Source organism: Rhodococcus sp. 4CII (assembly GCF_014256275.1).
Taxonomy (GTDB): Bacteria; Actinomycetota; Actinomycetes; order Mycobacteriales; family Mycobacteriaceae; genus Rhodococcus_F; species Rhodococcus_F wratislaviensis_A.
On sequence record NZ_JACCFE010000002.1, the window covers coordinates 1,273,012 to 1,298,041 of the forward strand.

Here is a 25,030-nt window from a genome sequence, read left to right on the forward strand (position 1 = left end):
GTGGTTCTCTCAGGATCGGTCCTGTGACAACCATTCTGCCTGCTGCAGCTATCCCCCGTCAGGTCGCGCGAACTCGGTGGTCCGTTTCATGCCCGCCGCGCGCCCCTTGGCGGAGATCACCAGCGCCATCTTGCGGCTCGCCTCGTCGATCATCTCGTCGCCGAGCATCACGGCGCCGCGCCCCCCGCCCGCCGCGGATGTGTGGAACTCGTAGGCGTCGAGGATCAGTTCGGCCCGGTCGTAATCGTCCTGGCGGGGACTGAACACGTCGTTGGCCGCCTCGATCTGGGTGGGATGCAGAACCCACTTGCCGTCGAAGCCGAGCGCGGCCGTGCGCTGCGCCGACCGCCGGAAGGCCTCCACATCACGGATCTGGAGGTAGGGGCCGTCGATGGCCTGGAGCCCGTGCGCGCGGGCGGCCATGAGAATGGTCATCAGAATGTGGTGATATGCGTCCCCGCGGTCGTAGCCGTCCGGCTGCTCCCCGACGACGAGGGTGCGCATGTTGATGCTCGCCATGAAGTCGGCGGGACCGAACACCAGCGTCTGCACGCGCGGGCTGGCCGTCGCGATCGCGTCGATGTTGGTGAGCCCGATCGCATTCTCGATCTGCGGTTCGATGCCGATCCGCCCGACCTCGAGCCCGTTGGCCTTCTCCACCTGCGTGAGCAACAGGTCGAGTGCCTGAACGTGGCTGGCGTCCGGCACTTTCGGCAACAGAATCGCGTCGAGGTGGGCGCCGGCACGCCCCACGACCTCGGCGACGTCGGCGTACGTCCACTCGGTGGTCCAGTCGTTGACCCGCACCACCTTGATCTGGTCTCCCCACCCGTCCTCGGCCAGGGCCTCGGCGATGGTCCCCCGCGCCTCCTGTTTGGCGAGCGGCGCCACCGCGTCCTCGAGATCGAGGAAGATCTCGTCCGCGGGCAGCCCCTTCGCCTTGTCGATCATCTTGCGGCTGCTGCCCGGAACGGCGAGCACCGATCGCCGTGGCCTGTAGACGGAACTCATGACGGACGGTCCTCCACTTTCGCAGTGTTCGATTGCCTGTATTTCTGCACAAGGATCTAGCCTGGCAATCATGGCAGCTGCGAACAAGGTTTTTGCAGCCAGGCTGGCCGGCCTGGTGGTGCTCGGCCCGGACGGGGAGTCGATCGGGCGCGTCCGGGACGTGGTGATCACCGCCCGCGTCGGCAGGCAGCAGCCGCGCGTCCTCGGACTGGTCATCGAATTGTTCACGCGCAAACGCATCTTCGTCCCGATGCTCCGTGTCACCGCCATCGAACCGAGCTCCGTCACGCTCACGACGGGCAACGTCAGTCTGCGCCGATTCCAGCAGCGACCCGGCGAGGTGCTCGCGCTCGCCCAGGTGGCGGATTCCCACGTGCGCGTGGACGACCCGGAACTCGAGGAGCTGTGGGACGCCGACATCATCGTCGTCGATCTCGGCATCGAGCAGACCCGCACCCGGGACTGGGTGGTGTCGAAGGTCGCGGTGCGCGGCCACCGCGGCCGGCTCGGCAGGCGCGCCGCCATGCACGTCGTCGAGTGGCAGCACGTCCAGGGCCTCACGCAGACCGACCTGGCGATGCCCGGCCAGGGCGTGTCGGCGCTGCTCACCCAGTTCGAGGGGATGCGCGCGGCCGACGTCGCGAACGCGATGCGGCTCCTGCCGGAGAAGCGCCGCCACGAACTCGCACTAGCACTCGACGACGAACGCCTCGCCGACGTCGTCCAGGAACTGCCGTCCGACGACCAGACGGATCTGCTCATGCACCTCGAGGTCGAGCGGGCCGCCGACGTCCTCGAGGCCATGGACCCCGACGACGCCGCCGACCTCCTCGGCGAGCTTCCCGAGACCGAGGCCGAATCGCTGCTGCAGTTGATGGACCCGCAGGACTCCGAGCCGGTCCGCCGCCTCCTCGAGCATTCCCCCGACACGGCGGGCGGTCTGATGACCCCGGAGCCGGTGGTCCTCACGGCCTCGACGACGGTGGCCGAGGCCCTGGCCCGTGCCCGGATCTCCGACGTCACCCCCGCCCTCTCGAGCATGGTGTTCGTCGTCCGTCCACCGACCGCGACACCGACCGGGCGCTACCTCGGCTGCGTTCACCTGCAGAAGCTGCTGCGCGAGCCGCCCGCCAGCCTGGTCGGCGGGTTGCTCGACACCGACATGCCGCGGCTGGCCCCCGAAGACTCCCTGACGTCCGTCACCCGCTACTTCGCCACCTACAACCTGGTGTGCGGGCCGGTGGTCGACGCCGAAGACCACCTGATCGGAGCGGTCACCGTCGACGACGTCCTGGACCACCTGCTCCCCGAGGACTGGCGTGAAGAGGAGATCGACGGATGAGCGAGAAGGCACCCAGCGCAGCCGCCCGGAGCCTGTCCGATCGACAGCGCCTCGACACCCCGCGCGGCACCCGGCGCTTCCGGGTCACATACGACGTGGAGGCCGTCGGGCGGGCCAGCGAGAACTTCGCCCGCTTCCTCGGCACCGGCCGCTACCTGATGATCCAGACGGTGATCGTGATCGTCTGGATCGTCATCAACGTCTTCGCCGTCCGGCTGCAGTGGGATCCGTACCCGTTCATCCTCCTCAACCTGGCGTTCTCCACCCAGGCGGCGTACGCGGCGCCGCTCATCCTGCTGGCGCAGAACCGCCAGGAGAACCGCGACCGTGTGTCCCTCGAGGAGGACCGTTCGCGCGCCGAGCAGACGAAGGCGGACACCGAGTTCCTCGCCCGGGAACTGGCGGCTCTGCGCATCGCGATCGGCGAGGTCGCCACCCGCGACTACCTGCGGCGCGAGCTCGACGAGATCAAGACCCTGCTGGCCGACGAGGACGACACCCGCCCCCGACGGAAATGAGCGCCGGCGAATCCCCGCAATCTCCGGCAGCGCCGATCACGTATATGTAACGTCAGTCACATCTTCTCGGATGTATGCGGTGTGCCGAAACGAAGAGCACCGCAGGGGGTGATCGAGTGCGGATACGTGGACTGTTGACGGTGACTGCCCTGACGGTGGGCGCCGTCGCCACTCTCGGCTCCTCCACCGGCGGTCCTGCGGTCAGTGACGCGGCGGTGAGCACCACCGCCCTCAGCGCCACGGCCGGGACGTCGACTATCGCGGGCACCATCCCGCAGGCCGCATATCTTCCGCCGTCCGGTCTCGTCGCACCGATGCCGCGGGTCGCGCGCTCGCAGCGGGCAGCGCCCCCGCCGCCGCTGCCATTGCCCGTGCCTCCCGTGACAAATCCCACATCTCCGACGTCGCCGTCCGGCACCGGACTCATCGCCGCACCGGTGGTCCTCAGCGCCCTGGGCATCCCGGAGATCGTGCTCAACGCATACCGCTCCGCGGAACTCGAGATGATGGCGGAGGCCCCGCAGTGCGGACTTCCGTGGCATCTGCTCGCCGGTATCGGCCGCATCGAATCGGGTCACGCCGGCGGCGGCCGCACCGACTCGGTGGGCACCACCCTGACCCCCATCCTGGGACCGGTTCTGGACGGACGGCTGGCGGGCAACGAGGTCATCCGGGACACCGACCGCGGCGCCACCGACGGCGACCCCGCTCACGACCGCGCCGTCGGCCCGATGCAGTTCATTCCGTCCACGTGGGCCAAGTACGCGTCCGACGGCAACGCCGACGGCGTGGCCGACCCCAACAACGTCTTCGATGCGACGCTGGCCGCCGCCCGGTACCTCTGCACGGGCAATCTCGACCTCCGCGATCCCCTCCAGGAAACCCGCGCGGTCCTGCGATACAACAACTCGGCCGCCTACGCCGCCAACGTCATCACCTGGTCGAACGCCTACAAGAACGGCGGCACCCCGACCCCGAGCCAGCTGTCGGGGGCGGCCTCCCCGACGCCCGGACATCTCGCGGACGCCGCCGCCGGCGGGTCCGACCTCACCCGTGATCTCGCGACGACGCCCTCGCCCGCCACCGACGGTGCGGCCACCCCCGCGTCGCCCGCTCCGGCCCCGCCGATTCCCGGGCTTCCGCCGCTGCCGCAGCTGCCCTGTCTGATCTTCTGCGCGCCGGCCGATCCCGCCGCCCCGGCATCGCCCGCACCCGATCCGCTCGCGCCCGCAGCGGCGGTGCCACCGGCCACCGTTCCCCGGTAGTTCACTCCCCGTTTCGCCGCGCGCTCTGCTTTCTCGCAGGGCGCGCGGCGGCGTGTTGCCGGTAGCCCGGTCGGTCCGGCCGGGCGGTGACTCGACACTCGGCCACGTTCGGTCCTGGCGTGACCTTGTCGTGTTCGTTACCCTCGCGTACGTACATTCCGAGTAACGGAAGCCCCCGATGCAACTTCGTTTGATCACGGTTGGATAACGGAAATGTATCGAATCAGGTAGCCTCGATCCGGTCAGTTGAACGGAACACCCCGAGACGGGGGTTGCAGGAGGCAATCGAGTGGGTCGGCACAACAAGAAGACGGACTCCCATATCCGCCGCAATTCGGTCATCGCGCTTACCGGACTCGTCCCCATCGGACTGATCACCGCAGCCAACACGGCCGGCGCCGCACCCAAGGTGCCCTTCCTCTCCACGAGCTCCTCGTCCGAGGCCGCCGACGTCGCCGAGCAGGCGCCCGCCGCCGTTCCCGAGGCCGCGGAGTCGATCACTCCCGTAGCCGAGACCGCCGCGGAAGCTGCGCCCGCAGCTCAGGAGGCCGCCGCCCCGCCGGCACTCGCGCCCGTCCAGGCCACCCCTCCCCTCCCGACGAGCATCGCCCAGGGCGCACTCGGCATCCCGGCGATCAATGTCGCGGCCTACCAGAACGCCGAGCGCATGCTCGCCGTCGAACAACCGAACTGCCACATGTACTGGACGCTCATCGCCGGAATCGGCCGCGTCGAGTCCACCCACGCCTACGACGGCAAGGCCGACGACAAGGGCAACATGCTCGAACCCGTCCTCGGCCCCGTCCTCGACGGGTCGCTCGGCGGCAACAATGTGATCCGCGACACCGACGGCGGCAAGCTGGACGGCGACCCCAACTACGACCGCGCCGTCGGACCCACCCAGTTCCTGCCCGAGACCTGGAACCACTACGCGGGCGACGGAAACGGCGACGGCGTCGCCGATCCGCAGAACCTCTTCGACTCCGCGCTGACCACCGGAAAGTACCTGTGCGACGGCGGATTGGACGTTCGCGACCCGATTCAGGCCGCCAAGGCGGTGCACCGCTACAACAACTCCGCCGCCTACGTGGCCAACGTGCTCGCGTGGTCGGCCGGCTACTCCAGCGGCATCATCCCGGCGGCCGCGGACCTGCCGCGCATCCACTGAGCGCGCATCCTTACGATTGAGTCATGTCAGTCCTGAGCGAGTCCGCTGTACGTAGCGCCCTGGCGCGCGTCCAGGATCCCGAGATCCGGAAACCGATCACCGAACTCGGGATGGTCAAGAGCGTCGACATCGCAGCCGACGACAGCGTCGACATCGCGATCTACCTGACCACCGCCGGCTGCCCGATGCGGACCGAGATCAGCGACCGCGTCACCAAAGCTGTCGCGGATGTTCCCGGCGTCGGCGCGATCCGAGTCGAACTCGACGTGATGAGCGACGAGCAGCGCACCGAACTCCGTAAGTCGCTGCGCGGCGACTCGGCCGAACCGGTCATTCCGTTCGCCCAGCCCGGCTCCCTCACCCGCGTCTACGCCGTCGCGTCCGGAAAGGGCGGCGTGGGCAAATCCAGCGTCACCGTCAACCTGGCCGCCGCACTGGCGGCGCGCGGGCTGTCGGTGGGCGTTCTCGACGCCGACATCTACGGTCATTCCGTTCCCCGCATGCTCGGCACCGACGCCAAGCCCACGCAGGTGGAACGCATGATCATGCCGCCCGTCGCACACGACGTGAAGATGATCTCCATCGCCCAGTTCACCCAGGGCAACACTCCGGTGGTGTGGCGGGGTCCGATGCTGCACCGCGCGCTGCAGCAGTTTCTTGCCGACGTCTTCTGGGGCGATCTGGACGTTCTGCTCCTCGACCTGCCGCCCGGCACCGGCGACGTGGCCATCTCCGTCGCTCAGCTGATCCCGGGCGCGGAGATCCTCGTCGTCACCACCCCGCAGCAGGCCGCGGCCGAGGTCGCCGAGCGCGCCGGTGCCATCGCATTGCAGACCCGTCAGCGCATCGTCGGTGTCGTCGAGAACATGTCCTGGATGGACATGCCGGACGGCAGCCGGATGGACATCTTCGGTTCCGGCGGCGGCCAGGCCGTCGCCGACCGTCTCACCAAGGCCGTGGGCGCGAAGGTGCCGCTGCTGGGCCAGATCCCGCTCGAGCAGGCGGTCCGTGAGGGCGGCGACGGCGGAGTTCCCATCGTCCTCGGCCACCCGGACTCACCGGCCGCGTCGGCGCTCCGCGACATCGCGGACAAGCTGGCCGTGCGCAAGCGTGGACTCGCGGGAATGTCGCTGGGAATCGACACCACCCGCCACCTCTAGGCGCTCCGCGCCCGTGCGCCTTTCTGGTTGTTCCAGCAACCGAAAAGGCGCACGAGCGCGAAGCGCCTATGTCGCGTCGAGGTCGATCGGGGGACGCTCGCCGGCCGTCAGGGGCTTGTTCTGCGGTGCGGTGGGCGTCGACGGGTCGGCGCTCACCGCTTTTGTTCCCGATTTGTCGAACGACACAGGATTCGGCTTGTCGAAGTTGCCGGTGAAAATCGAATCGTCACCGTCGAGCAGATGCTTGGTGATGACGGCGCGCGGAGTCATGCCGCGCAGCTGATTGAGGTCGGACAGCGGCTTGCGAAGATCCTCGAACTCCGGACCGAGCTCGTCCTTGAGCTGCTGGCTCGCGCCACTCGCATACTCACGGACCTGCCGCAGAGATTTCGTAACCCAGCTGACCGCACCTGGCAGCCGCTCGGGTCCCAAGATGACCAGAGCCGCGACGAGGAGGACCATGAACTCGCCCCAACCAATGTTGCCGAACACGTGGTCAGCCTACTGTGCGGTGCGGGTCGGTGCCCAGATGGCGGAGCGATCTCACAGCAACCTCTCGAGTCAGTCGGACGCCGGGGTCACGTCGACATCGACCAGTCGACCCTCGCGGATCAGCTGAACCCGGACGGGTTCGCCGATCTTCTGCAGGTTGACGGCGACGACGAGTTCATCGGCGCTGGTGACCGTGCGGTCGCCGACCTTCACGATCACATCGTTCTCGACCACACCCGCCCGCGCGGCCGGACTGTCCGAGCGGACATTGGCCACCTGCGCGCCGCTGGTGTTGTCGTTGACGACCGTGCGGGCGTTGACGCCGATGTCCGGGTGATGCATCTGCCCGTCCCGGATGAGTGTCTGCGCGACCGTCGTGACGTCGTCGATCGGGATCGCGAATCCGAGGCCGACCGATCCACCCGACTCGCTGAGCATGGCGGTGTTGATGCCGATCACCCGCCCCGTGTCGTCGACGAGCGCCCCGCCCGAGTTGCCGTGGTTGATGGCGGCGTCCGTCTGGACGGCATCGATGACGGCATTCGTGTCGGAGCCTTCCCCGGACAACCGCATCGGGCGGTGCAGGGCGCTGACGATTCCGCGGGTAACGGTCTTGCTGAGGCCGAGCGGGGAGCCGACGGCGACGACGTCCTCACCGACCTGCACGTCCCCGGACTTGCCGAGTTCCGCGACCGTCAGGTTGTCGGCCGACACCTTGAGGACGGCCAGGTCGGTCTTGATGTCGCGGCCGACGATCTGCGAATCGGCCTTGGTGCCGTCGGAGAAGATCACCTGAATCTTGCCGCCGTCGGGCGCGGTGGCCGCGGCGGAGATGACGTGATTGTTGGTGACGATGTAGCCGGCACCGTCGATGACGACACCCGAACCGGTGCTGCCCTGGTCGCCGACCGCCACCTGGATGGACACGACGGCGGGGAGGACGGCATCGGCGACCCGCGCGACGGGCGACTGCCCGAGGTCCTCGTCGCCGCCGCCCTGGACGAGGGTGACGCTCCGACTGGTGAGCGAACTGCGGTCGGCGGTGATCACGGCGGCGAGGAGCCCGCCGACCAGGCCGATCGCGAGTGCGAGTCCGCCCAGCGTGACGAGGGCCTTCGGGGCTACCTTGCCGCCGAACAGGACCTCGCGGGCACTGAGTGCAGGTGCGGGCGGGCGGGAGCGTTCTTCGGGGTGCAACGCCGGGGAGCCGAGCTCGACGCCCGCCGCGGGATCGCGCCAGGGGTCGGCGGGCGGGGCTGCGTCCACCGGCGTCGCGGGCTTCTCGTGGGGATCTCTCTGGATGGTGTCCGTCTCGCCCTCGGGACGGCCGAACGCCTCCGCGAGCACCGGGTCCGGCGCCCCGGCCGTGCGGAATTCGCTCTCACGCCTGGTATCCGACGGGGCGAACGAACCGGTGACGCCGCCCGGTCTGCCGAACGCGCGACTGGACGCCGCGTCGATGTTCGGCCGGTACACGGGCCGCGGATCGAGCCGCGGCGCATCGGCCGGGCGAAGCGTGCCCGACTCCTCCGACGCGGGACCGTCGGGTGCGGTCGTACCGGGACCCGGAGTCTTGTAATCCGCCGTCACGCTGTCGTGTCCCCCTCGTGTGCGTCCGTCACGCGCCCCAGTATCACCGATGGTCCCGCGGGCGCGGACACCGCCGTGGTCGGTCCGGATGCGCTCAACGGCGCCGGCGCCGGGACCAGATCCGGCTGGTGATCGAGTACTCGCTCGTGACCGGCGAATCCGCGGAGTGGGCGCCGAACGGGGGCTTGTCTGCGGGATCGCCCTGGTTGCAGCTGGGAATCTGGCTCAGCAGACCGAGAAGGCCCGAGGGCATCGCGACGTCGCCGCTGCGGCGCAGCGCCCGCCGCGCCTGCTGCTGAGAATCGACCTCGAACGCGCATTCGGCGCAGATGGACAGGTGATGGGCGGCCCGGAGATAGGCGGACATGCGGAGTTCGCCGTCGACGTAGGCGGCGATGGCCTCACTCGCCAGGTGTTCGGTGGAGCCAAACTGGCGAGGTACACGCCCCTGCGTCATTCGTCCCTCCTGGTAACTACCCGACGCCGATCTGATCGGAGTCAACCTTTCCGTTCACAGCCAGATGATCACGCAGAGCCTGCCTGCCGCGGTGGATACGGCTGCGCACGGTTCCGAGCTTGACACCCAGTGTGGCACCGATCTCCTCGTAGGACAGTCCTTCGATGTCACACAGCACGACCGCGGCACGGAACTCCGGGGCGAGAGAATCGAGCGCTGCCTGCAGATCCGCGTCCAGGCGGGCGTCGTGGTAGATCTCCTCGGGGTTCGGCCCGTCGGCCGGGACACGATCGTAGTCCTCCGGCAGCGCTTCCATGCGGATGCGGTTACGACGGCGGACCATGTCGAGGAATAGGTTGGTGGTGATGCGGTGCAACCAGCCTTCGAACGTGCCGGGCTGGTAATCGGACAGCGACCGGAAGACACGGATGAATGTGTCCTGGGTGAGGTCCTCGGCGTCCTGCGCGTCGCCCGACAGCCGGTAGGCCAGCCGGTACACCCGGTCACCGTGCTCGCGGACGAGTTCGTCCCAGGACGGCATGGCCGACTTCTCGCCTGTGGCATCGAACACAGCGGTGCCCGTCAGCTCGGCTTCCGACGGCTGCCCATCGGTGTTCTTCTCGTCTGGAGCCATCGAGTGGTTGCTCATCGAGTTAAGTGGATCCTCCTACTCAGGACCGCAGATCACTGGACGTGGTATAGGCGTCAACTCCCGGGTTCCGGGATTTGTTCCCGGGCCACCGGATTTTCTTCCGTCGTCGTGATCTCCCCGCCGGGCGGTCTTCGGATCTGGCGTTGGTCATACTCTTTCCCACCGCGATATGTGCGGGGTGTGAGCAAGCTGAGCTAATCCTGAGAATCGCGGACGAGCGTGTCGGGGGATTGTGTCGAGCGCGCCTCGCAGCGGCGATGACGAGACCCCGATAACCTCATGTGCGTGCAGACAAACGCCGAACGGATACTCACCCACGCAGAAGGGGCTGTCCGGGAAGACGAGGCCCTCGGTGCGGCCAGGGAGCGGGCGGACGACCTCGGTGCCGCGCCGGTACCTCCCGCGGTCGGTGCTGCCCTCGCCCTGTTTGCCCGCATGCTGGACGCCAAGACGGTCGTCGAGGTCGGGACCGGCGCCGGCGTGAGCAGCCTGTGGCTGCTCCGGGGAATGCGCGAGGACGGCGTCCTCACCACCATCGACAGTGAACCCGAACACCAGCGGGCCGCCAAGCTGTCGTTCCGGACCAACGCGATCGCACCCGCCCGGACGCGGCTGATCAACGGCCGGGCACTCGACGTCCTGCCGCGCCTCGCCGACGGGGCCTACGACCTGGTGTTCGTCGACAGCGCACCGGTCGATCACCCCCACTATGTCCGCGAGGGCGTCCGACTGCTGCGTCCGGGGGGCGCCATCGTGCTGCACAATGCCCTGCACGGGGGTCGCGTCGTCGATCCGAGCCAGCGTGACGCCGCGACCGTCGCCGTCCGCGAGGCGGCGAAGGCGCTCGCCGAGAACGACCAGCTGATCCGCGTGTTCCTGCCGATCGGCGACGGCCTGCTCTGCGCGTCCAAGCTGTGAGCTAGATCCACACACCCTTGCCGATGGCGACGACTCCCCCGTTGCTGACGGCGAAGCGTTGCTTGTCGCGCTCGAGGTCGACGCCGATGATCTCACCGTCGCCGACGACCACGTTCTTGTCGAGGATCGCGCGGCGCACGACGGCGCCCTTGCCGATCCGCACGCCCGGCATGAGGACACTGCCCTCCACGGTGGCACCGCTGTCGACCATGACGTTGGAACTGAGGACGGAGTTGCGGACCGTGGCGGCCGACAGGATGCACCCGGCGCCGACCACCGACTCCTGCGCGAGTCCGCCCTGCACGAACTTGGCGGGTGCCAGGTTCTCCGTCTCCCCGCGAATCGGCCAGCGGCGGTTGTAGAGGTTGAAGATCGGGTGGACCGACACGAGGTCCATGTGCGCGTCGTAGAACGCGTCGAGCGTCCCGACGTCGCGCCAGTAACCCCGGTCGCGGTCGGTGGCGCCGGGGACGATGTTGTCCTTGAAGTCGTACACGGACGCCTCGCCCGCCTCGACGAGCGCGGGGATAATGTCGCCGCCCATGTCGTGGTCGGAGTCGGAATTCTCCGAGTCGGCCCGGATGGCGTCGACGAGCACCTTGGTGGTGAACACGTAGTTACCCATCGACGCGAACGTCATGTTGGGGTCGTCCGGGGTTCCCGGCGGATGCGCCGGCTTCTCGAGGAACTGCACGATGCGCCCGGACTCGTCGCTGTCGATACAGCCGAACGCGAATGCCTCGCTGCGCGGCACCCGGATCCCGGCCACCGTCACTCCGGCGCCCGATTCGATGTGGTGCTGCACCATCTGCTCCGGGTCCATCCGGTACACGTGGTCTGCGCCGAACACCACGATGTACTCGGGGTCCTCGTCGTAGACGAGGTTCAGCGACTGCAGGATCGCGTCCGCACTACCGGTGTACCAGCGCGGACCCAGACGTTGCTGCGCGGGAACGGGAGTGATGTATTCGCCCGCGAACCCGGACAGTCGCCACGTCTGAGAGATGTGGCGGTCCAACGAGTGCGACTTGTACTGCGTCAGCACACACAGGCGGAGGTATCCCGCATTGACCAAATTGCTGAGCACGAAATCGATCAACCGGTAGGCGCCTCCGAAAGGCACAGCGGGCTTCGCCCGATCCGCGGTGAGCGGATAGAGACGTTTGCCCTCGCCGCCGGCGAGCACGATTCCAAGCACATGTGGCTGGCTCCTCACCCTGTCAACCTATCCGGCAGCCACTCCCCCCGCCAGCGAAGCGCCGAGTCACCGTTTCTCCGATACCTGAATGTGTCCGAGAGCGGTGGCCCGAAGCGGCCCGGACGGCTAGGTTAGGCCGGTGCGGGTGGCGATGATGACCAAGGAATACCCACCGGAGATCTACGGCGGTGCGGGTGTACACGTCACCGAACTGGTTGCTCAGTTGAAGCAGCTCTGTGAGGTGGACGTGCACTGTATGGGCGCTCCGCGCGTCGGAGCGGTCGTGCACACTCCCGACCCCGCGCTGGCAGGGGCCAATCCGGCGCTCGCGACGCTGTCCGCCGAATTGCGCATGGCCGACGCCGCAACCGGCGTCGACGTGGTGCACTCCCACACCTGGTACACGGGCCTCGCGGGCCATCTGGCCTCCGCGTTGTACGACGTGCCCCACATCCTCACCGCGCACTCCCTCGAGCCGCGGCGGCCGTGGAAGGCGGAGCAGCTGGGCGGCGGCTACCGCATCTCGTCCTGGTCCGAGCGCAACGCGGTGGAACACGCCGACGCGGTGATCGCCGTGAGCGCGGGGATGCGACTCGACGTCCTCGACGCGTATCCGTTCGTCGACCCGCACCGGGTCCATGTGGTGCGCAACGGGATCGACACCTCCGTCTGGCACGCGGGACCGGCAGCTCATGGGCAGTCCGCGCTCGCGGAGATCGGCGTCGACCCGGACCAGCCGATGGTGGCGTTCGTCGGCCGGATCACCCGGCAGAAGGGCGTCGGGCATCTGATCGCGGCCGCACACCAGTTCGCGCCCGACATCCAGCTGGTGCTGTGCGCGGGCGCACCCGACACACCCGAGATCGCCGCCGAGACCGAACAGGCAGTCGCCGCCCTGGCGGCGCACCGCGGCAACGTGTTCTGGGTGCGGGAGATGCTGCCTACCGAACAGGTGCGGGAGATCCTTTCGGCCGCAACCGTCTTCGTGTGCCCGTCCGTGTACGAACCGCTGGGGATCGTGAACCTCGAGGCCATGGCCTGCGAGACCGCGGTCGTGGCGTCCGACGTCGGCGGTATCCCGGAGGTGGTGGACGACGGGGTCACCGGCCGTCTGGTGCACTACAACTCGTACGAGCCGGAGGCATTCGAACACGCGCTGGCGGAGGCGGTCAACGCGATCACCTCCGACGTGGGCACCGCTGCGGCCATGGGAAAGGCCGGGCGGGCACGCGCGATCGCCGAGTTCTCCTGGGCGGCCATCGCACAACAGACGCTCGACGTGTACCAGGACGCGCTGTCGCGGCGCTGACCGGGGATTTCAGAGCCGGGTGTAGGTGGACACCGTCACCGACGCCGTCACCGGATACTCCTGCGGGAGGGCCGCGATCGACGAAGCGAGCCGGTCCGGTGTGAGGTGCCGCGCCGACGGCCCCATTCCGACGAGCCGGGTGACGTCGAGGTGCGACAACGACATCGGATACTCCACGGCGACGTGGTCGGTGCGCTCGAACCGCCCGGACATCGCCGCGCCGAGCCGCTCGACCTTGCGGTCGTCCACCCGGACCATGCCGAGCAGGTCCACCAGCTCACCCAGATGCCGCTCCGTGGGCGTGAGGACCACCAGGGAGCCACACTCGGCCAGCACCCGGTGCGCCTCGTCGGCGTTGCGGGGCGCGAACACACACAGGACGTGATCGAGGGCGTGGTCGCGCACCGGAAGGTGTTGCCACACGTCGGCAACCACCGCTCCGGCGCGCGGGTGCGCCCGGGCGATCCGCCGCGCCGCGTACTTGGACACGTCGAGACCGATCCCCCGCGCGGACGGGACGGCGTCGAGAACGCGCGCCAGGTAGTGGCCTGTGCCCGCGCCGATCTCGAGGATTCGCGAGTCGGCACCGGGCTCGGTGCCGGCCACCACCGCGTCGGCGACCGCGTCCATCAACGGGTCGAAGCTGCCGCCGCCGAGGAACTCCGCGCGCGCGGCGATCATGTCGGGACTGTCGCCGTCGAACTTGCCACCGGCCCCGGTCATCAGGCTCACATAGCCCTGACGCGCCACATCGAACGAGTGCCCTGCGTCGCAGAGGATCGCACCCTCGTCGAGTTCGACGCTCGCCCGGCACTGCGGGCACGCCAGCAGGTCGATCACATCGGCCAGCACGAACGTTCGCCTCCTCGTCCCGGACATGAGGCAGGCCCCGCACCGACAACGGCGACGGGGCCTGCCCTGTGAGGGTCTGTCCGCACTCGACTAACTGGTGACGCCCTTGAGCTCTTCACCGAGTGCGGCAGCTTCCTCCGGGGTGAGCTCGACAACCAGACGTCCACCACCCTCGAGCGGAACCCGCATGACGATTCCTCGTCCCTCTTTGGTTGCTTCGAGGGGACCGTCCCCGGTCCGGGGCTTCATGGCCGCCATCCTCTGCTCCCTCCAGATCTGCGCTGCCTGCTTGCGCCTCGACAAATTTTGGCACCCCGCCAACACTCGGCGAGGCTTGTGTCATCCATTCTTCCCTATGGACACGAGTACCGGGAACCTGAGTCACAAATAGGCAGGTCCACCGGCAGTTCAGGCGGCGATCGGCACCCAGCAGGCAGCGACGTGATCGTCTACCATCCCGGTGGCTTGCATGAGCGCGTACGCGGTGGTAGGGCCCACAAACTTGAAACCCCGGCGCTTCAATTCCTTCGCCATCGCGGTGGACTCGGGTGTGACCGCGGGGACGTCGTTCACGGTGGCGGGACGGCTCGGACGCGGCGGCGGGGCGAACGACCACAGCAGCGTGTCGAGGTCCGTGTCCGACAACTCCAGGAGGGCACGCGCGTTGCTCACCGACGCCTCGATCTTGGCCCGGTTCCGCACGATCGACGCGTCCCCCAGCAGACGCTCGACGTCCCGTTCCGTGTACCGCGCGACCGCCTCCGGGTCGAACCCGGCGAACGCCTCCCGGAAGGCGTCCCGCTTGCGAAGAATCGTGATCCACGACAGTCCCGACTGGAACGCTTCGAGGCACAGCCGTTCGTACAGTTCGTCGCGGCCGTGCAATGGGCGACCCCACTCGAGGTCGTGGTAGTCGCGGTACAGCCTGGACCCGTCCGTGTCGACCGCCCACGCGCACCGCACCCGGTCCTCGGCGCTCATCGGACGTCACCCGGATCTTCGGACGCGGCTTCGACCGCGGCCAACTGTTCACGCAGCGAATCGATTTCACGTCCCAGCCGGGCCAGCGCCCAGTCGACCTCGCTGGCCTTGTATCCCCGCAGCGTCTGCTGGAACCGCAACGCCTCGACGTCGGCACCCGTCACGCCCTCGGCAGGCAGGGCGGTGAGCGTGGTGCCGGGCGGCAGCGGCGCGAGCTCCTCGGAACGGCCGAACACCGCACTGGCGGCGAGGAACAACATCGCGCCGACGAACGCCATGACGAGCAGATAGAGCAGGGCTGTCACCATGCTCCGATCCTGTCACGGACGTCCGACAGCATCCTCCCTGAGGTGTGCGCGGTCAGGGGCACACCGTGTTCATCGGCGGACGATCGGCCAGCGCGACGTCCGTCGTGGTCGGAACGAACGAGTCGCCGTCCACCAGGAACTGGGTCAGCCCCGCGCCGGAGTCGGGCACTCCGCAGCGGCGCATCATCGTGCCGATGATCTGCCTGCTCATCACCCCGAGTTCGGACAGCGGGCGGTTGCGGTGCTTACGCACCCCGAGATTGACCTGGCCGATCGCACCGAGGCCGAGACGGTCGTAGGTGTCGAGCAGCAGCCCGATCTCGACGCCGTAGCCGGGGGCGAACGGGACCGCCGACAGCAACTCCCGGGTGCCCGCGTACTCACCGCCCAGCGGCTGCAGCACGCACGTCAGTTCCGGACGCAGCGAGGCCAGCATCGGCCGGGCCACGAGTTCCGTCACCCTGCCGCCCCCGTTGGCGTCCTCCGTCCCGCTGAGGCGGAGCGGACGCCGGTAATAGCCCTTCACCAGATGGATGCCGTCCGCCGTCAGCAGCGGTCCGAGCAACTTCGGGACGAACGCCGGATCCGGGTTGATCAGATCCGAGTCGACGAACGCGATGAGATCGCCGGTGCTCGCGGCGACCGATCGCCACAGCACTTCACCCTTGCCCGCCACGGGAGGAAACGCCGGAACTGCCTCCTCCCGGCTGATCACGGTGGCACCCGCCGCCCGCGCCCGGTCCGCCGTCAGGTCCGTCGAGCCGGAATCGAGCACGATCAGCTCGTCCACCAGACCGCCGAGCAGCGGGTGGATGGTGTCGACCACCGCGGCGACGGTCTCCTCCTCGTTGAGCGCGGGCAGGACCACCGACACGGTGCGCCCCGCCTTGGCCCGTTCGAGTTCGGCGATGCTCCACGACGGCTGGTCCCAGCTGTTCGCCTCGGCCCAGGAACGCGGGGGCCGCTCCTCCGCCACCATCGTACGGGCCGCCCGGGCCCCCACGGCACTCATGCCAGCCCCCGCACGGTGCGGGACGGTGCGCGTCGGCCCTGAATCGCGGCCACCATGTCCACCACTCGACGCGTGGGGGCAACTTCGTGGACACGGAAGACGCGGGCGCCTCCTGCGGCGGCCATAGCTGTCGCTGCCAATGTTCCCTCCAACCGCTCGACGAGATCTACACCTAGAGTCTCCCCGACGAAGTCCTTGTTGCTCAGCGCCATGAGCACTGGCCATCCCGTATTTACAAGATCTTCCACTCGCCGCAACAACTCGAGCCCGTGGTAGGTGTTTTTCCCGAAATCGTGGGTCGGATCGATGAGGATCGAATCGGCGGGCACCCCCAGCCGGGCCGCGTTGTCGGCGGCCCGAACCACTTCGTCGAGGACGTCGGCGACGACGTCGGAGTAGCGGACGCGGAACGGCCGGGTCCGCGGGACCGCTCCCCCGGTGTGGGAACAGACGATGCCGGCGCCCGTCTCCGCGGCCACCTCGACCAGTGCCGGGTCGGCACCGGCCCACGTGTCGTTGATGAGATCGGCGCCCTCGGCGACGGCCAGCCGGGCCACGTCGCTGCGCCAGGTGTCGACGCTGATGAGCAATTCCGGGTAGCGCTCGCGGATCGCGGCCACGAACGGCACCACCCGCCGGGTCTCCTCGGCCGAGTCGACCATGTCACCCGGCCCGGCCTTCACGCCGCCGATATCGACGAGGTCGGCGCCCTCGTCGACGGCCCGCTCGACGGCCGACATCGCCGCGGCGTCGGCGAAGGTGGCACCGCGGTCGTAGAACGAATCGGGTGTCCGGTTCACGATGGCCATCACGAGCGCACGATCGACCGCTACGGGGCGCCCGCACAGCGTGGGCGACGGGCAGTCGGGCTCGGGCGGTAACTGTCTCTCGGCCATGGCGTCAATACTGGCACGCAGGTTTCGCTGCGCCGTCGGCGCTCGTGAGTACCTGTCGACGTCCGGCGGCTAATAAGCACTCACGGGCGCGGCAGCGCACCCTTCGCGACCTCGTCGACATATCCGTCGTACGAGGGCTTGTAACCGTCGCTGCGCCCGGCCAGGACGTGCAACGTCTCGGTGTCCTCGACCTCGTAGCCCTCCTTGCGGAGTTCCACCTTGCGGCTCTTGAACGTCGACGTCTGCTCCAGCGAGTCGACGACGCGGACGAACAGCGGCACCGCGTATGACGGCAGCCGGGAGAACAGCAACTCCGCCACGTCCCGGCCGTCGAACTCCTCGTTCTCGTGCAGGGTCACGGCGGCCATCCCCGCGCGACCGTCGGTTCCGGGGATCTCGACCCCGTAGACGACGGCGTGCTCGACCGCGGGGTGCGCGAGGAGCGCGCCCTCGACCTCGGTGGTCGCGACGTTCTCGCCCTTCCAGCGGAACGTGTCGCCGAGCCGGTCGACGAACGCGACGTGCGACCACCCCTGACGGCGCACGAGGTCGCCGGTGTCGAACCAGCAATCGCCGTCGTCGAATCCGTCGCGGACGAGTTTCTTGTCGGTGGCCTCCTCGTCGGTGTACCCGTCGAACGGGGCCCGGTCCGTGACCTTCGACAGCAGCAGCCCGACCTCGCCGGTGCGGACCTTGCGGAGTTTGCCGTCGGAGTGCCGTCGGGGCGATCCGCTGTCCTCGTCGTACTCGACGACGGCGTGCGGGAGGGGGCAGATGCCCGCGGTCTTGTCGACGTTGAGAGCGTTGACGAAGGCGATGTTGCACTCGCTCGCGCCGTAGAACTCGGCGACCCTAGAGATCCCGAACCGGGTGGTGAACTCGGTCCAGATCTCCGGGCGGAGACCGTTTCCGACCATCAGCCGGATGTCGTTGTCGCGGTCGCCGGGCTGCTCGGGCTGGTTCAGCAGGTAGCGGCACAGCTCACCGATGTAGGTGAATGCGGTGGCCCGGTTCAGTGCGACGTCGGCCCAGAACTTGGACGCCGAGAACTGCTTTCCGAGGGCGAGTGTGGCACCCGATGCCAGGACCGACGACAGCGAGACCGTCAGCGCGTTGTTGTGGTACAGCGGAAGGCAGCAGTAGAGGACGTCGCTGCCGCGGAGCCGGACTCCCATGTTGCCGAGCCCGGACATGCTCTTGAGCCAGCGGAAGTGGCTCATCAGGCTCGCCTTGGGCAATCCCGTGGTGCCCGAGGTGAAGATGTAGAAGGCCTTCTCCCGGGCCTGGATCTGCTCGCACACCTCGGGGTTGTCGTCGGCGGCGCTCTCCGCGAGCCGGTCGAGGTCGTCGTAGTACAGCACCGACGCCGCGGCGGGCGGTTCGTCGAGCGAATCCACGGCCTCGCCGCAGGATTCGGACACCACCAGCACCCGGCTCTCGAGCAACGAGATGCTGTGTGCGAGGACGTCTCCGCGCTGGTTGTGGTTGAGCATCCCGGCGGCGGCGCCGAGTTTGACGGCGGCGAGCGCGATGAGCAGCGTCTCGGGTGCGTTCTTGCCCAGGATCCCGACGACGTCCCCGCGGGACACCCCGAGGTCGGCGAGGACGTGGGCGTACCGGTTGACCCGGATGTTCGCGTTCCGGTAGCTGAGCGAGTTGCCCTCGAACCGCAGGAAGGTGCGGCGCGGGTGCGCCGCGGCCGCGCGCTGGAAGACGAGCCCGATCGATTCCTTCGCGTCGGGGGTCCGGATCAGTCCGAGAACCCCTTTCGCCATGATCGGCAGCTCCGGGATCATGGCCGGCAGCCGCCAGGCGAGGTCGACCAGGCTGATCGTCGAACGAGCTTCAGAACGCATGACATCCCCTCGGGCGTGCAGTATGAGTCAGGTCACCTTACTGCACGGTAACAACGCGCGCCACGACGCGGACGGACGATCGGGCCTCAGGAGACGCAGGCGTCCAGTGCCGCCCCGACATCCGTCCGGACGAGCAGCCGATCGAGGGCGCGCTGCGCGACGAACCCGCCCCCGCGCAGCCCGTCGAGCCAGTCCAGCAGCCCCGCGTAGTGACCGTGCGGATCGAGCAGGACGACGGGCTTCTCGTGCATGCCGAGATAACCCGCGGTCCAGGTTTCGAACAGCTCCTCGAGCGTGCCGATGCCGCCGGGCAGCGTGACGAACGCGTCGGCCCGGTCCTCCATGACCTGCTTGCGCTGGCGCATCGTGTCCGTGACCACCAGCTCGTCGGCATCGACGTCGGCGACTTCCCTGTGCACCAGCGCTTTCGGGATCACCCCGACGGTCGTCGCACCGGCGGCCCGGGCGGCCTCGGCCACCGCACCCATCATCGAGACGTTGCCGCCGCCGGACACGAGTTGCCAACCGCGCTTACCGATTTCGGCACCCACTTGGGCGGCGAGTTCCAGGAAGTGGTCGCCCACGGGCCCCGAGGCGCAGTAGACGCACACCGAGAACGGCTGCGACGGAACGCCTTCCGGTATCACCACTGGTCCTCCGTTCCGAGCAGAGCAGCCTCGTCGACACCCTGCTGCGAGCGTACGACGATCTGCACCGCCTCCTCCACACTGTCCGTGACGTGCAGCAGGTTGACGTCGCCCTCCGAGATCTTGCCGCTGTGTTCGAGGGTTCCGCGGATCCAGTCCACCAGCCCGGACCAGTACTCGGTGCCGAACAGGATGATCGGGAACCGGGTGACCTTGCGCGTCTGCACCAGGGTCAGCGCCTCGAACAGCTCGTCGAGCGTCCCGAAGCCGCCGGGCAGGCAGATGAACGCCTGCGAGTACTTCACGAACATCGTCTTGCGGGCGAAGAAGTACCGGAAGTTGATGCCGAGGTCGACCCACTCGTTGAGGCCCTGCTCGAACGGCAACTCGATGCCGAGGCCGATGGAGTATCCACCCGATTCGCTGGCGCCGCGGTTGGCGGCCTCCATGACACCGGGGCCGCCACCGGTGATGACGGCGTATCCGGCCTCGGCCAGGCGTGCACCCAGCGCCCGTCCCGCCTCGTACTCGGGGTGACCTGGCTCGGTGCGGGCGGACCCGAACACGGTGACGGCACGCGGCACCTCGGCGAGGGCACCGAACCCTTCGACGAACTCGCTCTGGATCCGCAGGACCCGCCACGGGTCGGTGTGCACCCAGTCGGTCCGCCCCCGCTCGTCGAGCAACTGCTCGTCGGTGGTGGTCTCGTCCTTGCGGGCGCGCCTCAACTGCACCGGACCCCGGTGCTTCACGGACGAGGACTTCCGACCGTAATTGTTCTTCTCGGGTGCCATGCGCCCCAGGCTAACGGTTGGCCCGCCAGGGGCACCGGGCAGTCACGACGCGGTCAGATAGGCGCGCAGCACCGCCGTCACGTCGGTGATCTGCTGCACGGGCACGTGCTCGTCCCGCTTGTGGGCGAGGTTCGGGTCGCCGGGACCGTAGTTGACGGCCGGGATGCCGAGCGCGGAGAACCGCGAAACGTCGGTCCACCCGTACTTGGCGCGGAACTGCCCGCCGGCCGCCTCGATGAGGGCCGCGGCCGCCGGATCGCTCAATCCGGGCAGGGCGCCCGGCGACAGGTCGGTGACCTCGAACCCCAGCTCGAGCCCGTCGAAGACCTCCCGCACGTGGTCGATCGCCCGCTCGGCGCTGCGGTCGGGGGCGAAGCGGAAGTTGACGTCCATCTCCGCCGCGTCGGGCACGACGTTGCCGGCCACTCCCCCGGCGATCCGCACTGCGGACAACCCCTCCCGGTAGACGCAGCCGTCGATGTCCACCGACCGCGCCGTGTAGTCCGACAGCCGCTGCAGGACCGGGGCGAACCGGTGGATCGCGTTGTCGCCGAGCCACGACCTCGCGGAATGCGCGCGGGTGCCGCGGGTGGTGAGCGTCACCCGCAACGTGCCCTGGCAGCCCGCCTCGATGAGCCCGCCCGTCGGCTCGCCGAGGATCGCGACGTCCGCCCGCAGCCACTCGGGGATCTCGCGCTCGATCCGGCCGAGCCCGTTGTGGACGGCCGCGATCTCCTCGCAGTCGTAGAACACCAGCGTCAGGTCGTGCGCGAGGTACTCCACGGTGGCGGCGAGATGCAGGAACACCGCGTCCCCCGACTTCATGTCGACCGTTCCGCAGCCGTGCAGCAGTTCGCCCTCACGCCGCGACGGCACGTTGTCGGCGATCGGCACGGTGTCGAGGTGGCCGGCGAGCATCACCCGGCTCGGCAGCCCCCGGTCGGTGCGGGCGAGCACCGCGTTGCCGTTGCGGATGATCTCGAACCCGGTGGTCTGTTCCCGCAGCGCCGACTCGACGGCGGCGGCGATCGCCGACTCGTCGTGCGAGACGCTCGGAATGTCCACCAGTGCGGCGGTGAGGTCGATGGGGTCGGCGTGGAGGTCGAGTGTGCTCACCCGTCCACCCTAGGCGGACGCCCCGTCACGGGTGCTCAGGCGTCGACCCCGCCGGGAATCTCGTAGATCGCCCCGTCGAAGCCGACCCGGTACAGGCGCCCGGCGGCGAAGCCGGTAGCGCCCTTTCCGTAGGTGACGACGCTGGAGGTCGGCAGGCCCGACCCGAGGACGCAGTACCGTCCCGGCGCGTCGATCCGCCAGATCTCGCCGCGGGCGTTGGCGGGTACGACCGGACGGCCCTTCGAGTCCAGCGTCAGGCCGTCGGGTGCGGCGAGGACGTCGCCACCGGTCAGGTCGAGGATGCTCTCCGGCGCGCCCGGGTTCGCCAGCGGGATCCGGCTCACCCCCGGATTCACGAATGTCCGCGACACGTACAGGTACCGGTCGTCGGCACCCAGCACCGCACCGTTCGCGCTGGGCAGCGTCGCCCAGTTCGGTTCGACCCGGCCGTCCGGGAACACCCGGCCGATCTGGGTGCCGAAGTCGTTGGTGGCGTATGCGATTCCGTCGGCCGTCACGTCGAGCCCGTTCGCCGCGCTCAGCCCCGAGGCGAACGGCGTGAGCACGTTCGTCGCGGTGTTCAGCTTCGCGATCGCGCCCGGACGGAGGACGTCGCCGAGAAGCACCCGGGCGTCCGCGCCGTACCCGACGAGCAGTGATCCGTCCGTCGCCCATGCGAGTGCGCCCGCGCCGCCGCTCGGCACCGTCGCGACGGGCACGGCCGCCGCGCCGGGGGCGTCGAGCCGGAAGACGCGACCACTGACGAGGTCGGTGGTGTAGAGGCGGCCCGCGCCGTCGACCGTCGCACCCTCGAGCGCGGCACCCGGAATACTGCCCACTCGAACGGGCGCCTGACCCGCGCCCGGACAGGTCGGCGCGGCGACCGCGATCGACGGGGCCGCGACGGAGACCGCCCCGGCGAGGAGTGCACCCGCCGCGGCCACCCGCAGCGTGCTTCGCAAGGAACGACCGAACTGTGGAACGCGCATTCTCACAACCTTCCCGACAGGGTTTGCAAACAGCCCGTGCATCGTCTCCCATCGCGCCCGAACCCGCTCGGTTTCGAATCGATCACGCGCTGATAACGACCGGCTCGGAATGTGCGAGTAATGAGGCAGTAACCTCTAGTGCCGTGAGCACACAGGGAGCATCAGCAGTAGGCATCGCCAACGTGACCGTCGGCGGCACCGTTCTCGATACCTGGTTTCCGGCGCCCGAGCTGGGGAACTTCGCCGAGGCGGGGACCCAGCGGATCGAGGGTGGCGACATCCCCTCCGATCTGGCACTTCTCGCCGGACCCGACGAGGCACGCGAGGTCGACCAGGTCGTGGTGCGCACCACCATCGCCGACCTGTCGGCGCCGCCCGCCGACGCCCACGACGCGTACCTGCGCCTTCACCTTCTCTCCCACCGCCTCGTGACGCCGCACGGCGTCAACCTCGACGGTCTGTTCGGCTTGCTGTCCAACGTGGTGTGGACCAACTTCGGCCCCTGCGCGGTCGAGGGCTTCGAGAAGGTGCGCTCGCGTCTGCGGATCCGCGGCGTGGTCACCGTGTTCGGTGTCGACAAGTTCCCTCGGATGGTCGACTACGTCGTCCCGTCCGGTGTCCGTATCGCCGACGCCGACCGCGTGCGCCTCGGCGCCCACCTGGCGAGCGGCACCACCGTGATGCACGAGGGCTTCGTCAATTTCAATGCCGGCACGCTCGGCAACTCCATGGTCGAAGGCCGGATCTCCGCGGGGGTCGTCGTCGACGACGGATCCGATGTGGGCGGGGGCGCGTCGATCATGGGCACCCTGTCCGGTGGCGGCAAGGAGACCATCTCCGTCGGCAAGCGGTGCCTGCTCGGCGCCAACGCGGGTCTCGGTATCTCGCTCGGCGACGACTGCGTGCTCGAGGCCGGTCTGTACGTGACCGCGGGCACCAAGGTCACCGGCCCGGACGGCACCGTCGTGAAAGCCAAGGACCTCAACGGCCAGTCCAATCTGCTCTTCCGCCGCAACTCCGTCTCCGGTGCAGTCGAGGTCGTGCCGTGGAAGGGAACCGGCGTGGAACTGAACGCGGCTCTGCACGCAAACGACTGACACTGTGAGCGGCACGCGAACACCCGGCACCATGACCGATTCGACCAGCACCCTCGGCCGGGGCCTGAAGGTCCGTCATCTCACGATGATGGGCCTCGGGTCCGCGATCGGTGCCGGACTGTTCCTCGGGACCGGTGTCGGCATCGCGACGGCCGGTCCCGCCGTCCTCGTCTCGTACCTTCTCGCCGGCATCATCGTGGTCTTCGTCATGCGCATGCTCGGCGAGATGGGGGCAGCGATACCCGCCAGCGGTTCCTTCTCGCACTACGCGCGGATCGGGATCGGCGACTGGGCCGGATTCGTGATGGGGTGGCTCTACTGGTTCATGCTGATCATGGTGCTCGGCGCCGAGATCACCGGCGCCTCCGGCATCGTGAGCGGCTGGTTGCCCGGGGTGCCGCAGTGGGTCGTCGCGCTCGTGTTCGTGATCTTCTTCGCAGCGGTCAACCTCGCGAAGGTCAGCAACTTCGGCGAGTTCGAGTTCTGGTTCGCCGCCATCAAGGTCACCGTCATCATCGGGTTCCTGGTGATCGGCGTGCTGCTCGTGTTCGGCCTGCTCCCGGACACGGAACCGGTGGGCACCACCAATCTCTTCGGCCACGGCGGTTTCATGCCCGAAGGTTTCGCCGGTGTCGCCGCGGGACTGCTGGTGGTGGCATTCGCGTTCGGCGGCATCGAGATCGTGACCATCGCTGCCGCCGAGTCGGAGGACCCCGAACGCTCGATCGCCGTGGCGGTGCGCAGCGTCGTCTGGCGCATCAGCGTCTTCTACCTGGGGTCCATCTCGATCATGGTCCTCGTTCTTCCCTGGGATTCGTCGGACCTGAAGAGTGGACCGTTCGTGGCGGTGCTCAACCAGGCGCACATTCCGTACGTGGCCGGGTTCATGGAACTGGTGGTCGTGGTCGCGTTGCTGTCGGCGTTCAACGCCAACATCTACGGCACGTCGCGGATGGCGTACTCGCTGTCCCGTCGCGGCGACGGTCCCGCGTTCATGGCCCGGATCTCGAATTCGGGTGTCCCGCTGAACGCGGTGCTGCTGTCGGTGTTCTTCGGTTTCGTCAGTGTGCTGCTCAACTGGTGGCTGCCCGACGACCTCCTCGGACTTCTCCTGAACGCCGTCGGTTCGGCCCTCCTGGTCATCTGGATCTTCATCGTCGTCTCGCACCTGAAGTTGCGCCCGCAGCTCGAACGCGAGGGCAAGCTCACCGTGCGGATGTGGCTCTTTCCGTGGCTCAGCTACCTCACGCTCGCGATGCTCGGCGGATTCGTGGTGCTCATGCTGTTCGACACCGACGCCCGCGTCCAGCTGATCTCGACGTGCGTCCTGTTCCTCGTCATCGCGGCACTCGGTGTGCTCAACACCCGGCTGCGCAGGCAGTCCCAGCCGGCATCAGGGTAG

26 protein-coding genes are annotated in these 25,030 nt (G+C 68.6%); 9 read left to right on the plus strand and 17 right to left on the minus strand.

The window, feature by feature from the left end; all coding sequences use genetic code 11:
- Window positions 1–48: 48 nt before the first annotated feature.
- Window positions 49–1,011: a CoA ester lyase gene (locus H0B43_RS06790; RefSeq protein WP_185728750.1), complete on the minus strand. Its 963-nt coding sequence runs from the start codon at window positions 1,009–1,011 to the stop codon at window positions 49–51.
- A 70-nt stretch (window positions 1,012–1,081) separates the two neighbouring features.
- Between H0B43_RS06790 and H0B43_RS06795 the strand changes: the two genes are divergently transcribed.
- The 5 genes from H0B43_RS06795 (at window position 1,082) to H0B43_RS06815 (ending at window position 6,464) form a co-directional block, all read left to right on the plus strand.
- On the plus strand, window positions 1,082–2,353 hold the full coding sequence (locus tag H0B43_RS06795; protein WP_185728749.1) for a magnesium transporter MgtE N-terminal domain-containing protein: 1,272 nt from the start codon (window positions 1,082–1,084) through the stop codon (window positions 2,351–2,353).
- Window positions 2,350–2,871: a DUF1003 domain-containing protein gene (locus H0B43_RS06800; protein WP_185728748.1), complete on the plus strand. Its 522-nt coding sequence runs from the start codon at window positions 2,350–2,352 to the stop codon at window positions 2,869–2,871. Before H0B43_RS06795 ends, H0B43_RS06800 begins: the two co-directional genes overlap by 4 nt.
- A gap of 116 nt (window positions 2,872–2,987) precedes the next feature.
- On the plus strand, window positions 2,988–4,136 hold the full coding sequence (locus H0B43_RS06805; RefSeq protein WP_185728747.1) for a lytic murein transglycosylase: 1,149 nt from the start codon (window positions 2,988–2,990) through the stop codon (window positions 4,134–4,136).
- Between the two features lie 289 nt (window positions 4,137–4,425).
- Window positions 4,426–5,304 carry a lytic murein transglycosylase gene (locus tag H0B43_RS06810; protein ID WP_185728746.1) on the plus strand — a complete coding sequence of 293 codons (879 nt, stop codon included), beginning with the start codon at window positions 4,426–4,428 and terminating at the stop codon, window positions 5,302–5,304.
- Window positions 5,305–5,327: 23 nt separating this feature from the next.
- Entirely contained in the window at window positions 5,328–6,464 is a 1,137-nt protein-coding gene (locus tag H0B43_RS06815; protein ID WP_185728745.1) for an Mrp/NBP35 family ATP-binding protein, read from the plus strand.
- 66 nt (window positions 6,465–6,530) lie between these two features.
- Here the strand turns inward: H0B43_RS06815 and tatB are convergent, their stop codons facing one another.
- The 4 genes from tatB to sigE all read right to left on the minus strand — a co-directional run bounded on the left by tatB (window position 6,531) and on the right by sigE (window position 9,652).
- The gene (gene tatB / locus H0B43_RS06820; protein WP_185728744.1) at window positions 6,531–6,956 is read right to left on the minus strand and encodes a Sec-independent protein translocase protein TatB; all 426 of its coding nucleotides are present in this window, start codon (window positions 6,954–6,956) and stop codon (window positions 6,531–6,533) included.
- Window positions 6,957–7,025: 69 nt separating this feature from the next.
- On the minus strand, window positions 7,026–8,546 hold the full coding sequence (locus H0B43_RS06825; protein WP_185728743.1) for a trypsin-like peptidase domain-containing protein: 1,521 nt from the start codon (window positions 8,544–8,546) through the stop codon (window positions 7,026–7,028).
- A gap of 94 nt (window positions 8,547–8,640) precedes the next feature.
- Window positions 8,641–9,003, minus strand: coding sequence for an RNA polymerase subunit sigma-70 (locus tag H0B43_RS06830; protein WP_185728742.1), 363 nt, complete (start codon window positions 9,001–9,003; stop codon window positions 8,641–8,643).
- Window positions 9,004–9,019: 16 nt separating this feature from the next.
- Complete coding sequence (sigE, locus tag H0B43_RS06835; RefSeq protein ID WP_185728741.1) at window positions 9,020–9,652, minus strand: RNA polymerase sigma factor SigE; 633 nt, start codon at window positions 9,650–9,652, stop codon at window positions 9,020–9,022.
- A 282-nt stretch (window positions 9,653–9,934) separates the two neighbouring features.
- Here sigE and H0B43_RS06840 point away from each other — a divergent pair, with 282 nt between their 5' ends.
- The gene (locus tag H0B43_RS06840; RefSeq protein WP_185728740.1) at window positions 9,935–10,573 is read left to right on the plus strand and encodes an O-methyltransferase; all 639 of its coding nucleotides are present in this window, start codon (window positions 9,935–9,937) and stop codon (window positions 10,571–10,573) included.
- A 1-nt stretch (window position 10,574) separates the two neighbouring features.
- On the opposite strand, the gene glgC is transcribed toward H0B43_RS06840, so the two are convergent.
- Window positions 10,575–11,789, minus strand: a complete 1,215-nt coding sequence (glgC, locus tag H0B43_RS06845) for a glucose-1-phosphate adenylyltransferase (protein WP_005239253.1) — start codon at window positions 11,787–11,789, stop codon at window positions 10,575–10,577.
- A 121-nt stretch (window positions 11,790–11,910) separates the two neighbouring features.
- On the opposite strand from glgC, the gene glgA reads away from it, so the two are divergent.
- Window positions 11,911–13,080 carry a glycogen synthase gene (glgA, locus tag H0B43_RS06850; RefSeq protein WP_185728739.1) on the plus strand — a complete coding sequence of 390 codons (1,170 nt, stop codon included), beginning with the start codon at window positions 11,911–11,913 and terminating at the stop codon, window positions 13,078–13,080.
- A 9-nt stretch (window positions 13,081–13,089) separates the two neighbouring features.
- Here glgA and H0B43_RS06855 read toward each other — a convergent pair whose 3' ends face one another.
- From H0B43_RS06855 to H0B43_RS06905, 11 genes are all read right to left on the minus strand, one after another.
- Window positions 13,090–13,932, minus strand: coding sequence for a putative RNA methyltransferase (locus tag H0B43_RS06855; RefSeq protein WP_185728738.1), 843 nt, complete (start codon window positions 13,930–13,932; stop codon window positions 13,090–13,092).
- A 90-nt stretch (window positions 13,933–14,022) separates the two neighbouring features.
- A complete protein-coding gene (locus H0B43_RS06860) occupies window positions 14,023–14,190 on the minus strand; it encodes a DUF3117 domain-containing protein (protein ID WP_003936084.1) in 168 nt (55 codons plus the stop codon).
- 150 nt (window positions 14,191–14,340) lie between these two features.
- Window positions 14,341–14,913 carry a DNA-3-methyladenine glycosylase I gene (locus H0B43_RS06865; protein WP_185728737.1) on the minus strand — a complete coding sequence of 191 codons (573 nt, stop codon included), beginning with the start codon at window positions 14,911–14,913 and terminating at the stop codon, window positions 14,341–14,343.
- Window positions 14,910–15,221 (minus strand): DivIVA domain-containing protein, encoded by a 312-nt coding sequence (locus H0B43_RS06870; protein WP_185728736.1) that lies wholly within the window; start codon window positions 15,219–15,221, stop codon window positions 14,910–14,912. Before H0B43_RS06870 ends, H0B43_RS06865 begins: the two co-directional genes overlap by 4 nt.
- Window positions 15,222–15,273: 52 nt before the next feature.
- Complete coding sequence (locus H0B43_RS06875) at window positions 15,274–16,233, minus strand: glucosyl-3-phosphoglycerate synthase (RefSeq protein WP_397517485.1); 960 nt, start codon at window positions 16,231–16,233, stop codon at window positions 15,274–15,276.
- On the minus strand, window positions 16,230–17,129 hold the full coding sequence (gene folP / locus H0B43_RS06880) for a dihydropteroate synthase (RefSeq protein ID WP_185728735.1): 900 nt from the start codon (window positions 17,127–17,129) through the stop codon (window positions 16,230–16,232). The genes H0B43_RS06875 and folP overlap by 4 nt, the downstream gene beginning before the upstream one ends.
- Window positions 17,130–17,209: 80 nt before the next feature.
- On the minus strand, window positions 17,210–18,985 hold the full coding sequence (locus H0B43_RS06885; RefSeq protein ID WP_185728734.1) for a long-chain-acyl-CoA synthetase: 1,776 nt from the start codon (window positions 18,983–18,985) through the stop codon (window positions 17,210–17,212).
- Window positions 18,986–19,071: 86 nt separating this feature from the next.
- Window positions 19,072–19,635 carry a TIGR00730 family Rossman fold protein gene (locus tag H0B43_RS06890; RefSeq protein ID WP_185728733.1) on the minus strand — a complete coding sequence of 188 codons (564 nt, stop codon included), beginning with the start codon at window positions 19,633–19,635 and terminating at the stop codon, window positions 19,072–19,074.
- Window positions 19,629–20,426, minus strand: a complete 798-nt coding sequence (locus H0B43_RS06895) for a TIGR00730 family Rossman fold protein (protein WP_185728732.1) — start codon at window positions 20,424–20,426, stop codon at window positions 19,629–19,631. The genes H0B43_RS06890 and H0B43_RS06895 overlap by 7 nt, the downstream gene beginning before the upstream one ends.
- 42 nt (window positions 20,427–20,468) lie before the next feature.
- The gene (gene dapE / locus H0B43_RS06900) at window positions 20,469–21,542 is read right to left on the minus strand and encodes a succinyl-diaminopimelate desuccinylase (protein ID WP_185728730.1); all 1,074 of its coding nucleotides are present in this window, start codon (window positions 21,540–21,542) and stop codon (window positions 20,469–20,471) included.
- A gap of 35 nt (window positions 21,543–21,577) precedes the next feature.
- Window positions 21,578–22,531, minus strand: coding sequence for an SMP-30/gluconolactonase/LRE family protein (locus H0B43_RS06905; RefSeq protein ID WP_185728728.1), 954 nt, complete (start codon window positions 22,529–22,531; stop codon window positions 21,578–21,580).
- 143 nt (window positions 22,532–22,674) lie between these two features.
- Here H0B43_RS06905 and dapD point away from each other — a divergent pair, with 143 nt between their 5' ends.
- Together dapD and H0B43_RS06915 are read left to right on the plus strand one after the other, a co-directional pair.
- Complete coding sequence (gene dapD / locus H0B43_RS06910) at window positions 22,675–23,628, plus strand: 2,3,4,5-tetrahydropyridine-2,6-dicarboxylate N-succinyltransferase (RefSeq protein ID WP_185728727.1); 954 nt, start codon at window positions 22,675–22,677, stop codon at window positions 23,626–23,628.
- Window positions 23,629–23,659: 31 nt separating this feature from the next.
- The gene (locus H0B43_RS06915) at window positions 23,660–25,030 is read left to right on the plus strand and encodes an amino acid permease (protein WP_185728725.1); all 1,371 of its coding nucleotides are present in this window, start codon (window positions 23,660–23,662) and stop codon (window positions 25,028–25,030) included.